Annotated in this window: 11 protein-coding genes and 1 tRNA gene; 2 read left to right on the plus strand and 10 right to left on the minus strand. The window is 41.8% G+C overall.

Going from position 1 to position 13,583, the window contains the following annotated elements:
- Positions 1 to 82 precede the first annotated feature (82 nt).
- The gene (locus tag X939_RS22105; RefSeq protein ID WP_198034367.1) at positions 83 to 1,510 is read left to right on the plus strand and encodes a sulfatase family protein; all 1,428 of its coding nucleotides are present in this window, start codon (positions 83 to 85) and stop codon (positions 1,508 to 1,510) included.
- 72 nt (positions 1,511 to 1,582) lie between these two features.
- On the opposite strand, the gene X939_RS0106030 is transcribed toward X939_RS22105, so the two are convergent.
- The 10 genes from X939_RS0106030 to X939_RS0106080 all read right to left on the minus strand — a co-directional run bounded on the left by X939_RS0106030 (position 1,583) and on the right by X939_RS0106080 (position 11,086).
- Entirely contained in the window at positions 1,583 to 2,512 is a 930-nt protein-coding gene (locus X939_RS0106030; RefSeq protein ID WP_025762366.1) for a DUF4625 domain-containing protein, read from the minus strand.
- Positions 2,513 to 2,655: 143 nt separating this feature from the next.
- A complete protein-coding gene (locus X939_RS0106035; protein ID WP_025762367.1) occupies positions 2,656 to 3,132 on the minus strand; it encodes a DUF4625 domain-containing protein in 477 nt (158 codons plus the stop codon).
- A gap of 100 nt (positions 3,133 to 3,232) precedes the next feature.
- Positions 3,233 to 5,638: a TonB-dependent receptor gene (locus X939_RS0106040; protein WP_025762368.1), complete on the minus strand. Its 2,406-nt coding sequence runs from the start codon at positions 5,636 to 5,638 to the stop codon at positions 3,233 to 3,235.
- A gap of 295 nt (positions 5,639 to 5,933) precedes the next feature.
- Complete coding sequence (locus tag X939_RS0106050) at positions 5,934 to 6,470, minus strand: DUF421 domain-containing protein (protein ID WP_025762370.1); 537 nt, start codon at positions 6,468 to 6,470, stop codon at positions 5,934 to 5,936.
- 88 nt (positions 6,471 to 6,558) lie between these two features.
- Positions 6,559 to 6,909, minus strand: coding sequence for a four-helix bundle copper-binding protein (locus tag X939_RS0106055; protein ID WP_044198529.1), 351 nt, complete (start codon positions 6,907 to 6,909; stop codon positions 6,559 to 6,561).
- Between the two features lie 371 nt (positions 6,910 to 7,280).
- Complete coding sequence (locus tag X939_RS0106060) at positions 7,281 to 8,192, minus strand: NAD(P)/FAD-dependent oxidoreductase (RefSeq protein WP_025762372.1); 912 nt, start codon at positions 8,190 to 8,192, stop codon at positions 7,281 to 7,283.
- 82 nt (positions 8,193 to 8,274) lie between these two features.
- Complete coding sequence (locus X939_RS0106065; RefSeq protein WP_025762373.1) at positions 8,275 to 8,910, minus strand: class I SAM-dependent methyltransferase; 636 nt, start codon at positions 8,908 to 8,910, stop codon at positions 8,275 to 8,277.
- A gap of 12 nt (positions 8,911 to 8,922) precedes the next feature.
- The gene (locus X939_RS23280) at positions 8,923 to 9,168 is read right to left on the minus strand and encodes a hypothetical protein (RefSeq protein ID WP_084299326.1); all 246 of its coding nucleotides are present in this window, start codon (positions 9,166 to 9,168) and stop codon (positions 8,923 to 8,925) included.
- 28 nt (positions 9,169 to 9,196) lie between these two features.
- Complete coding sequence (locus tag X939_RS0106075; RefSeq protein WP_025762374.1) at positions 9,197 to 10,405, minus strand: GTP-binding protein; 1,209 nt, start codon at positions 10,403 to 10,405, stop codon at positions 9,197 to 9,199.
- Between the two features lie 596 nt (positions 10,406 to 11,001).
- A tRNA-Ser gene (locus X939_RS0106080) sits at positions 11,002 to 11,086 on the minus strand.
- A 192-nt stretch (positions 11,087 to 11,278) separates the two neighbouring features.
- Between X939_RS0106080 and purL the strand changes: the two genes are divergently transcribed.
- The gene (gene purL / locus X939_RS0106085) at positions 11,279 to 13,540 is read left to right on the plus strand and encodes a phosphoribosylformylglycinamidine synthase subunit PurL (protein WP_229236006.1); all 2,262 of its coding nucleotides are present in this window, start codon (positions 11,279 to 11,281) and stop codon (positions 13,538 to 13,540) included.
- Positions 13,541 to 13,583: the final 43 nt, after the last annotated feature.

Consider the following 13,583-nt stretch of genomic DNA (forward strand, 5'->3'; position numbering starts at 1 on the left):
TTCGCCTGCGCTCCTCCCTAGAATAAGGGAAATATATCAATTAAAAGTCACTATAGTATTATTTCTAAATCTAATTGCTATTATGAATCTTGACAGATTAATTGATACCCATCTAGCGGGTTGGAGATGGTCCTCCAGGCTTCTTTGTGGATTACTCATGTTATGCCTTGTGGGCAACGCTCACAAATCGCAGTCCCAGGGCATTGAAAAGAAAGACAGCCGGCCTAATATTATTTTTATTTTTGCCGACGATTGGGGTTATGGCGATCTGGGCTGCTATGGTGCTACTGAAGTCGCCACTCCACACCTGGACAAATTTGCCTCGGAAGGAACCCGATACACCCGCTTTCACGTAACCAGTGGAGTTTGCTCTCCGAGTCGTTCCTCAGTAATCACCGGGCATTTTCCCTCTCGACATAGGGTTCACGGACACTTTGCCGGAAATGCCCCAAATGCTAAGAGAGGTATGCCCAACTGGCTGGACGAAAACCTGCCAGTTTATATGCCACGGCTGATGCAGGATGCCGGTTATACCACCGCGCATTTTGGAAAGTGGCACTTAGGGGGTGGCGGTCTCCCGCATGGAGACTTGTCCGCACCGGAGCCAAAGGTTTATGGCTATGATGAAACCCGTGTCTGGAACGGGAACGGACCGACCTGGAAAGGAGATCAACTCTGGCCCACCACCCGGTATATGGACGACGACACAACCTGGGTTCAAAGCTCAAGCAGAATCGTGGTGGATATAACCATCGATTTCCTAAAAAGGAATAAGGATCAAGGAGCACCGATGTTCATTAACCTTTGGCTGAAGGATCCGCATACCCCCTTATGGCCGTCAGATGAGCAAAAAGCTCCCTATAAGGGCCTGGCGCCCGATAAAGAAACCTACTTTTCCGTGCTTACCGATGCTGACAAGCATGTAGGCCGGCTAATGCAGGCCCTGCAGGAAATGGGCCTGGAAGAAAACACATTGGTGATTTTTAGCAGTGACAATGGCCCGGCCCATGTTCCCCCGGCCCTTACTGCAGGATCAACTGGTGGACTTAAAGGTCGTAAGGTAGATCTCTTCGAGGGGGGAGTGAATGTCCCTTTCATCGTCAAATGGAAGGGTAAGGTAGATGCTGGCAGAGTCGACAGCACCAGTGTGCTTTCCGCCGTAGACCTTTTACCTACTTTCGCGGCTTTAGCCGAAAACAAATTACCCGCTGACTATCGTCCTGACGGAGAGAATATCTCCTCTATTTTTTCCAATCAGCCTTTCCACCGAACAAAACCTCTGTTCTGGGAATGGCGGTTTTCTACACAAAATCGCCCGCTAGGCTGGGTGTCTTCAGCCATTCTGGATGGAGAGTGGAAGCTTCTTGCCGATGAGCAACGAAAACATTTGGAATTATACCATATTGCCACTGATCAGTTAGAATCGCAAGACCTGTCTAAAAAACATCCTCAGAAGGTGGAAGAACTTCTTGCCATGTGGGATCGATGGAAGTTGGAATTGCCTGACTAAAAATATTAGGGCCGTGTATTTTCATCATACACGGCCCTTTTTCCTTTGTTCTACTGATAATTCCTTTGTCCGCTACTCCGTTAATTTAACATCCGTATAATGGAATAAACTAATATTATAGGTCGTATTCTGGTATAACATACCAACATAATAATCGCCTAGTTCCCAACTTTTCATTCCAGTAACCGGGTTAGCAACCGGAAGATTATTATCATTCTCAGCCCCAATGGTTAAAGTTGGCCAAATGACTGTAGGAGGAGAAACACTAGTATTAAAAACCGTGTTGCTAAAGCTTCTGGAGGTAGGAAAATCAACGTGTTCCGAAACTTTCCAAACTATTGTTTTTGAAAAGTCTATAGCCGCAATAGATTCGGGTCGATGATTATGCTTTTTATTGATTAAGACTACATACATTTTACCACTACCTTTAACATTCTTTATGGAAACCTGACCTATCAGAGTTTCGCCTAATTTTATCAGTCCATCTCCTGTCGCCTTCTGATAATTATATGCATATCTATTATTATCAGGATTCGAAATTAAAAAGGAATTTAATTGGGGATCAACGGGCAGGTTTTCAGGAGTATATAGGGTAATTCCACGAACTACCTCCAATTCAGTTCCATTCTCGTCTGTAATGAGTATTATGAATTGATATTTTCCTTCAACAGCAGTTTCAGGGATTGTGAAGTGCTTGTGAATATTGCTGTTTTTGGTTCCCTTATATTGCTCCCAGACGAGTTCAAATTGCCAGGGACTGGCGTATTGCTCTCCGCTCAAGGGCAGGATACTTACCCGTACCAAATCGATTTTCTCTCCGGCAATCACGTCGGCATTTAGGTGAAAATCTCTTCCTATGACCCCTATTTCATTATTATTAAGCCCAACCTCCACATTCTCAATGGATGGAATGGGTAGTACCGGTTCCGAATCTTCGCTGCAAGAGCTGAACATCCCTAAGAAAATAAGTAAAAGAAGAAGTACATTTTTTTGAATTTTCATGATGGGTAATGATATATTGATAAATTGAAACTAAATTAAAAAACCCTGTGTAGCCATTTGTTTGCCCCATTATCGACGTGCGTAGATTTGCTGGTTGAACAAGCGAGGAGAGCTCTGAATGACAACTTTTTAATAAAAAAGGATTACTCAATTTTAAAGCTTATCCCCTTAATGGTCTGCCACCCTTCCTGATCCGTTAAACGTATCAAAAAATGATAATCTCCCGGATCAATATCGGCGGGAATATCAATCTGCTGAGAGGCTTCGAAGCGGGTAAGATTCGCAGGAATATCGAAGCTCTTGATAAACAAAAAGGGATTTTTGGGAACCTTCACTTTGTCTGTCTGACAATTGCTTACTTCGGTACTGTGCGTGTGGTGATCAAAATTATGATGAATATCCAAGCTAAATGCCCCCAATTGCCTGTTGTCAGAAAAAGTGGCCTTAAAAACAAATGGTTCTCCTCGTTTGACCCTACTACATTGCACCGGGAAAGAGTTAGTGCCATCCGTTTCAATAACGGGATACACGGTATCTATATCGGGTATATTTTTTTCACACCCCGTAACCAAAAGACCAATTGCTAAGCATGCGCAAATTTTTTGTAAAATATTAAGCATAATTTGAATATAAACGAACCTGCAGGGCTGCCGATTTCGGGTTAAAAAAATATTTATGAATTAGGTAGCCAAAGCTCCCCTCTATGGTTGATCAATTACCCTAACCCTTTTTTTTCCATTCAAATGGAATGGTAGCTGAAAGAATAAGGTTACGTCCCTGTTCCGGCAATCCAATTAATCGGTAAAAACTTAAATGGTTTAAGTAACGGGTATTTAACAGATTTTGAACCTGGAGGCTCAAGGCAACAAACTGATGTTTCATTTTAAACTTACCCCCGGCTGAAAAACTAAATAACTGGTAGCCAGGAGTCCGTTGTTCAGGAGGGACGATCCGATCCTGGGGAGATGTAAGTCTATAATCCAAAGTAAAATAAGGGTCCTTAAAAGCATCCCATTTCGGACTGTAACGAACCCTGACTAATGCTGTGGTTGGAGGCGAAAAAGGAAGGGCATACCCCTGCTTAGCACCCGATAGCTGCCGGGTATATAGATATTCTCCGGCCAGACTGATCCTCAAGGATTGCAAAATATTATATTTAACCTGTAGTTCCGATCCATACCGCATCACTCTACTTTGGGCATAATTAAACACCTGATTACCAGCCCCATAATAATAATCATGTGCCGGACTAGGATTAAGATAAATGTAATTGGGAAAAAAATTAAAATATGGTGTTAATTCAAGAGATAGCTTTTTCCCCCTAAAGCCGATTCCCAAATCTAGCTGAATGGATTTTTCTGCTGACAGGGTTGAGTCTCCTTTTTCGTATCTAAAATAATGATAGTTAACTCCATTGGCAGCAAGTTCTTTGGCAATTGGCATTCGGAAGCCTGTGCCCGCATTTACTTTGAGAAAAACTGATTCTCGCGTATAGGATAAGCCAAGAGACCAGTTGAGACTCTTAAAGGTCCGTGATATAGAATTTGCACGTGTCAAATAATCTCCTTCCCCACTTTCGGGATATGACTTAAACCAATCTTTATACTCCTGAATGGTTATGCTGCCATAATCAAATCTCATGGCATTCTGAATTGAGAGCCGCTTATTGAAAGTTATCTGATTAAAGGCGAAAAAACTGGCTGTCCACTGAGAAAAGGATGGGATTAAAAATCCCCAACCGCCAATTGTATTTTGTTGCCTTTCACCGCTCGTTCCAATAGTTACCCTATGCCGGCCACGTTCTAAATTTGTCTTCAGATTGGCTGACCAAACGGTCTTGTCATATTCTCGCTCCAGATTTTGATCTCCTGGTTGCGCAACAGGGTATCGTGGAGGCATAAATCCATGGTTAACGTACTGACTATGTTCCTGCCTATAATTGCGTTGATAACCTAGTTCCAAATTCAGGAAATCCTTCCCTATGCCAATTTCGCTTTGATTAATTATTTTAAAATGTGAAACACGCTGGGAGGGAAGCAGAATATCTCTGGTAAAGCGATCATGAACTTCCGTATCTACATTCCTGGGCTCGAGACCATGTGCGTTAGCGAAAAAACCACTATTACTATACGTCTTACTTACCTGGAATATCGATTGGTAGGATTCCGAAATCCAACCCGATCGAAGATGTAGCCCCTGTTCCGTCCCCGCCGTATTTCTAATCCGGTTTTTTTTCAAAGCCACTGCATAGTCATAAACAAAAGTGGTATCTGTTGGTACTCGGTAATCGCCATAGCCCTGCCAGGTTATCCTGGCATCGACGAAAAAATGCGATTGCCTAGCATACAGATTAAATGAACCCCCATACAATCCGTTATTCGATTTACCTATTGAGGTTAAAGCGCCGCCCACAGATTTAAGGGCAGGTACTGGAGGTGCTACTATATTCACAGCACCACCAATCGCCTCGGAGCCATATAAAAATGAGGATGGACCTTTGATTATCTCAACCTTCCCCACACTAAATTGATCTATCTCCAGGCCATGGTCAGCACCCCACTGCTGTCCCTCATGGCGTATTCCGTTCTCAATGACCACTATCTGATTAAACCCTAATCCTCTGATTAACGGTTTGGCGTTTCCTGAGCCAATGCTGATTGCTTTAATACCAGGGAGTTTCTCCATGGATTGCATCAGACTGCCCCCCAGATTACTCATTAAATAATCCCTATCTACCAGATTGTTACTGAGAGGACTCTTATTTCCAGGATACGGTGTACCTGGTTTCTTTATACGCACTTCTTGTAATAGTCTTACTTCTTCTGTCATTACCAAGGGGTGTAAAACAAGGTCTGCGGATCCAACTACCACCGGGTAACGTATCGGTACTAAACCAACAAATGTAATATATAAGGTATGCTTACCCTTTACAACCCCTTCCAAACTGTATCGTCCATTGGAGTCACTTATGGTCATCAGATTGGCAGGCAACAAGGCAATTGTGGCTCCCTTCAACGGATTCCCCTTCTGGTCCTCAACCCTACCTGATAGCTTCTGACCAAATACATTATCCGGTTCTAGAGCTAGGCCCGACATCAGCATTATATAGGTTATAATTCCTTTCATTTCCTAATTTGTACTATCGGTTAAAGACCCTATACATGTAACATTGTTGCAAATAAAACAGGTTATTTCTTTATTTGCAACTTTGTTGCAAATAAAGAAATTGCAATGAGGTATCAACAAGAGATTAGGGTATCAGAAACCGAAGTAGAATTCCTGAAACAACAATTTATTAACATTAACTTTCAGAATCAGGATAGGATAAGTAGTCAAAGGCCTTGTGGAAGCAAAAAGCCGATGCGAGGAAAACGGGAAACTAAAATATTACTAAAATGGTGGAGAAAAGAGATTTATGTCATCAAGAGGGGTTAGCCCCCTCCTTGCCAACATTTGCCAATGGCGAATCGGGATCCGTCAAGCTTCCTTCGGCTACCACGGTAAAGGTTCCATTCGATTCCATCACAACTGCCTCTATATTGGCAATGGACTTTACTCCCTGACTTCTTAGGACCGATCGTATTTCATCCTCAGTAACTCTTTCTTTTATGAGCGCATCCTTTAAAAATCTGCCGCGATACAATACCAAAGTAGGTTCCGAACTGATTAGCCGGGCGAAGGACTTGGAACGAACCGATGCTGTTGCCAGAATATATTGCAGAGAAATTAGTAGCGCCAGGGCAAAGGTCCCATCGGCAAGGGCTACATCTTTACTCAATAAAACCGTAGCTAACGTTGATCCTAGGGCTACAGTGACTATAAAATCAAACTCTTTCATCTGAGAAAGCGTTCTTTTCCCGGATATCCTCAGCATCATAACGAGAGAGAAATATGCTAAAATACAGATGATAAAAGTTCGTATAAGACTCTCCCAACTGGTAAAAAATAGATTTTCCATAATACTTTACAGTTTCAAAAGTAAGCTACCAACTCCCTCTATGACAGGAAGTCTTCGGTAAGAGAGTTGGCAACGGTCATCACCATAATTATTCGGCTGTGGCTATTTCCTCACATGCCTGGGCACAATTACGGCAGGCTTGAGCACACCGGCGGCAATGTTCCATTCCCATTTCCGCATGTTTTTCGCATTCAGTGGCACAGGCTACACAGGCATCTGCACAAATTCTACATAAATGAGCACTGAAGCCACTGCCTAAGCTCAATAATTCCGCTGTACTTCTACATAGGGCGGCACATTCTAAATCGAGTTGTATGCAGGTAACCATATCGGCCACATTTTCCTCTTGTAAACAGGAACTAGCGCAATTACTACAGCTGACAGCACAGTCAGAGCAGGCTTCAATGATCTTTTGAATGTCTTGATTGATAAAGTTCATAACGTATTTAGATTTAATAAATAGACAATATGTTTATTCATCTAAAAAAGTCGAACCAAAGGGTACGCTGTGTTATAGAAAATTAAAGAAAAGCCGGGTCTCACAAACTACGTGGTCAAATCGCATATGATTTTAAGCTGAAGGAAGGGAAAAGTTAAAAGTATGCTCCTAGGTGATTAACTACTTCTCTTGACTTCGACAGCTGTATTTTTCTAGCAAAATCTAAACAAGACCTGCAATGTCCAAACCGGAATCAAGCTCCCAGGAAATGTTGATCCGCTGTTTAAAGAATTGAAATCAAGCGAGCCTGAGCCTCAATCCATGAGCTAAGTTTTAACAAGAGCGATATTTAACGGAGTCGATAAACTTTTTTAGTCAAACTCTTCCTCTGTCATTCCGTTGTTTACCATTGCACCTGCAACTCCTCCTGTTGCCACAGCATTGGCTACGGAACGCATCGGGTGGGTATTGTCACCACAAGCAAAAACGTTTGTTAAGGTTGTTTTCTGAAACATATCCACTTTGATATAACCTTGTTCTGTCACTTCGCAACCTAAGATTTCGGGGATTTTACAATGTTGTTCAAAAATGGGTCGTGAATAGATTGCTTTTAGTTCAAAGGTTGTATGGTCTTTGAAAACGATATGCTGAACATTACCGTTTTCGTGGTGGAGGTAAGCAATTTCTTTTTCAATTACCGGTATATTGTGTTTGGCGATTTTATCGGCTTGTTCTTGTGTAAATGAAGACTTTCCGTTGGTAAAAATGGTTAAGTCTTTGGTCCAATTACGAATGAGCTGGGCATAATGGTAAGCAAAATCACCATTGGCCAAGATACCTGTCTTTTCTTTTCTCACTTCGTAACCATGGCAATACGGACAATGGATAACGGAAATGCCCCAACATTCCTTAAAGCCCTTTATATCAGGCATAATGTCTTTTAAGCCTGTTGCGAAAATCAGTTTCTTGGCTGTAAATTCTTCGCCTGTATTTATAGTGATTTCAAAACCGCTATTAGTATTCTTTCCATTAACAGCAAGTCCGTTAATAAATTTTACGCTGTCGTATTTCAAAACCTGTGCCTTGGCTTTATCTGCAATTACGCTCGGTGATTCTCCATCTTGAGTAATGAAGTTATGCGAATGTGGTGTTTGCCGGTTGCAGGGTAATCCACTGTCAATGATTAAAACATTCCGTAATGCCCGTCCCAATGCCATTCCAGCGGAAAGCCCGGCATAACTTCCACCTATGATGATTACATCAAAATTTTTACTGTCTGTCATAAGATTAAATTTTTTAAAAGATGTTAGAGTAGAGGTCAAAGCCAATGCGGATAAAGTAAATCCACCATGTTTAATGATTTCTCTACGTGTTAAATTGGTCCTCATATTTTTTGGTGTCTCCCTTTCGGCATTTTATTAAATAGAAAGGATAGTTTTCAGTTATTTCTGTAATTTCAAACAATCCTGAATTCCCAAATTCTTGCTGAATGCTTTCTTTGTCATAAAAGAATATTTGAACACCGCCAAACATTTCAAATCGATCTTGCCCTATTTGCTTTCCTTGTCCGTAAATATGAGCTTCTTTCGTAACAGCCGTAAAGATCATATAGCCATTTTCGGATAATTGATTATAGCAATCAGAAATAAGTTTTATTCTATCGTGGCTATCTAATAAATAAATCAAACCATAGCAAAAAACACCATCATATTGCTTATTGTCAAAAGGCATATCCGTTACAGAACCCTGATAAATAGTTATATCTGTACCGTAATGTTTACTAGCCAACGCTATCGCCGTTTTTGAAATTTCAATTCCTGTAACTTCAATTCCGCTCTCCTTGAAAATATGTGCATTTCGTCCGTAACCGATCCCTGGAATGAGAATATTTCGTATGCCCTTTTCCACGAAGAAATTTTTGGTCAGTACCGCAGATTTTGCAGGCTCAAAGCCCCACATTTCCAGTTTATCCTTAAAAGCTTCTTCCCAAAATTCAGCCATAGATTATATAAATTAATTGCAGACTTTATTTTCTAAAATTTCGCATATCAGCCCTGATTGCCTTAAAACTGCTATTATTTTTTCAGAATTTATTGTAGTGCCTTCAACTCGTAAAATGGAATGTCCACAAGGATATGGCAAAACGGTTTCACTTAAATCAAAATTAATTTTCAATGTTGGAAAACTATGGCTAAGAATTCCTAAAATGCGTTCTGCCTGGGCTTTCCCTTGGACATTTGTTGTAAAAACTTCTATCATTATTATTGGATTAAAATGACCTGAAAACTCATATGTCTTTTGGAAATGGGTCGTTAAACCCTATTTTTTTGTCAAACAAAAGTTGCTCGTTGTCGTGCAACAAACATTTTTCCAAATCGGCAATCATTTGCTCATTATCAATATCCTGTCCTATAAAAACGAGTTCATTCATACGGTCGCCCCATTGCTTATTCCAACGACTCTCAATAAGATCTTTATTCTGAGCAAATGAATCGTATTTCATTCTTTCGTCAAATGGCATACTACACCACCAAACACCTGCCCTTTCCAATCTTGAAGAACCGCCTGCCTGTGAAAAATTAAGGGCATCATTCGGTCGTGAAGCCAACCAAAATAAACCTTTAGCCCTGATAATTCCACTTGGGTATTCTTCATTTAAGTAGTGCCAAAACCGATCAGGGTGAAATGGTTTTTGATTACGAAATACAAAAGAACTAATGCCATATTCTTCGGTTTCGGGTGTATGACTTTCTATCTGCAATTCTTTTTGCCAGCCTGCCGAATTTTGGGCTTCTTCAAAGTCAAATATTTTGGTATTCAAAATCTCGGTGGGTGAAACTTTACCAAATATCGAAGCAATTATTTTCGCCCCTGGATTCAGTTTGTGAATAGCTGCCCTTAAAAGCCCAACTGTTTTTTCATCCACAAGGTCAGTTTTGTTCAATATAATGACATTTGCAAATTCGATTTGATCGGTCAACAAATTTACAATGGTACGGTAATCGTCTTCCAAATCGGTTAGGTAGCGGTCTTGCAATAGTTCGTCGGTGCCGAAGTCCTTAAAGAAATTAAAGCAATCTACCACCGTAACCATTGTATCAATATAGCTGAAACGAGAAAGGTCTATTCCGTTTTCGTCGCTTACAAAAGAAAAAGTTTGTGCAACAGGTACGGGCTCGCTTATCCCTGAACTTTCAATCAACAGGTAATCAAAGCGCCCCTCTAGGGCCAACTTTTGTACCTCTATCATCAAATCTTCACGAAGTGTGCAGCAGATACAGCCATTACTCATTTCCACTAGTTTTTCTTCGGTTCGGGAAAGCGTGTTTTCATTTTCCACCAGTCTCGCATCCACATTTACCTCGCTCATATCGTTTACAATGACGGCTACTTTCAGCCCATCCTTGTTATGCAAGATGTGGTTCAGTAAAGTAGTTTTTCCCGCACCTAAAAATCCGCTCAAAACAGTCACGGGTAGTTTCGTTTTCTCTGCCATATCGGTTTTAAACCTTTAGAATAATTTCAATTTGCTACTTATCTTTTAGTACACCCAATGCAACGATGTTGCAAATATAGGCAATTCAATATCAAATGCAACATTGTTGCATATATAAATGACACGTTCTATATTTAAAACTGATGCGACGGCGAAGTAATATTGTTGTCTAAGGAGAAATACTCAATATGTAACTAAAACATGCTCTGCCGTTACACCTGCAGAAATAAAAACCGCCCTTTTGGGACTGTAAGAATAGGTAATGATAGATGCAACCCCTAACCGGGCTGAAGAATGCTGTAGGGCATAATCGGTTGGCTGTTGGCAGTCGATAGTCGACCCTTATCCGTGCATACCCAGAATGGGTGACATGGTTTAATAAATAGATTATTTCAGTTTATTCCCGTAAAATCAGAATGGGTAATTTGGAGAGGATTGACTAATGAGTTGGAATACAAGCGAAAATTAATCCTAGACTCTCCACAAGTTTTGCAACTTAAACTTAGCCCCCCCCAGCCTGAAAGTTGATCCAAAAAAGTAGCAAATAGAGTGTCAAGCATAAAAAAAGTGCCCATACAAGCTGTATAGGCACTTTGCAGAGAGAGAGGGATTCGAACCCCCGGACCTGTTACAGTCAACGGTTTTCAAGACCGTCGCAATCGACCACTCTGCCATCTCTCTTTAAGTCGAACCGTCAAGCCTTTTGCTTAACGTGGGGCAAAGGTAGTAATTGATTTTTAATTTACAATACTTTTAGAGAAATTTTATTTGAATATCGTTTCTCTTATTCTAAAAGCTTAATTTTGCGCCATAATAATAGGCGTTATACTAAATTTCGTCTTTAAACCATTCCCAGTTAAACCATCAATGATAGTGTCAAATACCGAAATACAGGATGGCAACGCCCTCCCTACCGTCGAAACGGCCCGCAAACTTGGCGTATTACCCGAAGAATTTGATAAAATTAAGGACATTCTAGGTCGTACCCCCAACTTCACTGAACTCAGTATCTTCTCGGTAATGTGGTCGGAACACTGTTCATATAAGAATTCTATCGTCTGGCTTAAGACACTGCCCAAAGATAGTGATCGTATGCTCGCCAAGGCAGGGGAAGAAAATGCCGGCTTGGTAGACATAGGAGATGGACTGGCTTGTAGCTTTAAAATAGAGTCGCATAACCACCCCTCTGCTTTGGAACCCTATCAGGGTGCCGCTACGGGCGTCGGCGGAATCAATCGGGACATATTTACCATGGGGGCTCGCCCTATTGCTCAGCTTAACTCCCTTCGATTTGGAAATCCTGAACTTGCCAAAACAAAATGGTTGGTAAAGGGTGTTGTAAAAGGAATCGGCGATTACGGCAATGCATTTGGAATCCCAACCGTGGGTGGTGAATTGTTCTTCGACGAATCTTATAATACCAATCCGCTGGTCAATGCGTTTTCTGCTGGTATCGTGGAAATTGGAAAAGTTGCCAAAGCTACCTCATATGGAGTTGGCAACCCTGTTTATATTGTGGGGTCTGCAACCGGTAAGGATGGTATTCATGGGGCTACTTTCGCCTCTGAGGATATCACCGACAAATCCAATGAGAAACTTCCTGCTGTACAGGTAGGTGATCCATTTATGGAAAAGTTACTCTTAGAAGCCACACTTGAAATCATTGCTACCGGCGATGTAATCGGTATTCAGGATATGGGTGCAGCTGGAATCATCTGCTCTACCTCAGAAATGAGTGCCAAGGATGGATTTGGTATGATCATCGACTTAGATAAAGTCCCCACTCGTCAAGCCAATATGCATGGCTGGGAAATACTCCTTTCCGAGTCCCAAGAACGAATGCTGGTGGTAGTACAAAAAGGAAAAGAAGAAAATATCCAGGCCATTTTTGATAAATGGGACTTACACTGTGTACAAATTGGTGAGGTTACCGACAGCAAGCGTCTACATTTCTTCCAACACGGAGAAATGATTGCGGATGTTCCTGCCCATGACCTTGTGCTAGGTGGAGGTGCTCCCCAGTACCACAGGGAATATACCGAACCAGCTTATTTTCAGGAATTTAAAAAATTCGATATCAATACGGTAAAAGATGTTGATGGTGACGAGATCGCTGCGGTTGCGCATCATCTACTTTCCCACCCCAATATTTGCTCTCGTCAATGGGTTTCTCAACAGTACGACTCTATGGTGGGCACAGCCACCCGCACAACTAATGCACCCTCTGACGCTGCTGTAGTACGTATCCGGGATGCTAAGCGCCCTAACTATGACAAATCTATCGCAATGACGGTCGACTGCAACAGTCGTTACGTAAATGCAGATCCATTTGTCGGGACCCAGATCGCCGTTTCTGAAGCGGCTAGAAACCTGGTTTGTTCGGGAGCAGAGCCTTTGGCAGTAACCAATAACCTAAACTTCGGAAACCCTTACGTACCCGAAGTTTACTGGCAATTCGTAGAGGCCGTTAAAGGAATGAGTAAAGCCTGTATCAAATTTGCCACCCCAGTAACAGGGGGTAATGTAAGTTTCTACAATCAGAGTTCAGATGACGGCCCTGTCTTCCCAACACCAACCATCGGTATGATCGGTCTCGTTGAAGACCCTTCTCGTCAGACTTCCCTGGCCTTTCAAGAGGAAGGCGACCTTATCTATCTGGTGGGAGCGCCCAAAAATGATATCGCCTCATCGGAATACCTGTATAGCTTCCGGGGAGAAAAGAAATCGCCAGCACCCGCGTTTGATCTTGATGAAGAACACGCCCTACAGGAGTCGGTAAAACAAATCATAGGCCAGAAACTAGCAGTATCTATTCATGATGTTTCGGATGGGGGCCTATTTGTTGCCGTGGCCGAATCAGCCTTACCCAATAATCTTGGCTTTGAAATTTCCACTGACCAAAATTTCAGAAAAGATGCATATCTATTCGGTGAGGCTCAAAGCCGTGTAATAGTGAGCGTCAAGCCAGGCCAACAGGGTGCTTTTCAGCGACTCCTGGGCGAGACATTAAAAACTCCTCATTCGCTTTTAGGAAAAGTTACCAAGGAAAATTTTGTTGTCGATGGCGTAGAGGTCATTGCTTCAGCACAAGCTCAGGAGCTATTCAACACCTCCCTGGGCAAGCTATTTGCATAATATTTTAGATCCTATCACAAAAGCCCGAATTATACAGTTCGGG

Source organism: Dyadobacter tibetensis Y620-1 (assembly GCF_000566685.1).
In the GTDB taxonomy this organism is placed as follows: domain Bacteria; phylum Bacteroidota; class Bacteroidia; order Cytophagales; family Spirosomataceae; genus Dyadobacter; species Dyadobacter tibetensis.

Excerpts from the sequence above, each read along its gene's own strand:
- X939_RS0106050 (WP_025762370.1), bottom strand. The coding sequence starts at position 6,470 with ATGGAAAATCTATTTTTTACCAGTTGGGAGAGTCTTATACGAACTTTT.
- X939_RS23280 (WP_084299326.1), bottom strand. The coding sequence starts at position 9,168 with ATGATAGAAGTTTTTACAACAAATGTCCAAGGGAAAGCCCAGGCAGAA.
- X939_RS22105 (WP_198034367.1), top strand. The coding sequence starts at position 83 with ATGAATCTTGACAGATTAATTGATACCCATCTAGCGGGTTGGAGATGG.
- X939_RS0106040 (WP_025762368.1), bottom strand. The coding sequence starts at position 5,638 with ATGAAAGGAATTATAACCTATATAATGCTGATGTCGGGCCTAGCTCTA.
- X939_RS0106060 (WP_025762372.1), bottom strand. The coding sequence starts at position 8,192 with ATGACAGACAGTAAAAATTTTGATGTAATCATCATAGGTGGAAGTTAT.
- X939_RS0106065 (WP_025762373.1), bottom strand. The coding sequence starts at position 8,910 with ATGGCTGAATTTTGGGAAGAAGCTTTTAAGGATAAACTGGAAATGTGG.
- X939_RS0106075 (WP_025762374.1), bottom strand. The coding sequence starts at position 10,405 with ATGGCAGAGAAAACGAAACTACCCGTGACTGTTTTGAGCGGATTTTTA.
- X939_RS0106030 (WP_025762366.1), bottom strand. The coding sequence starts at position 2,512 with ATGAAAATTCAAAAAAATGTACTTCTTCTTTTACTTATTTTCTTAGGG.
- X939_RS0106055 (WP_044198529.1), bottom strand. The coding sequence starts at position 6,909 with ATGAACTTTATCAATCAAGACATTCAAAAGATCATTGAAGCCTGCTCT.
- X939_RS0106035 (WP_025762367.1), bottom strand. The coding sequence starts at position 3,132 with ATGCTTAATATTTTACAAAAAATTTGCGCATGCTTAGCAATTGGTCTT.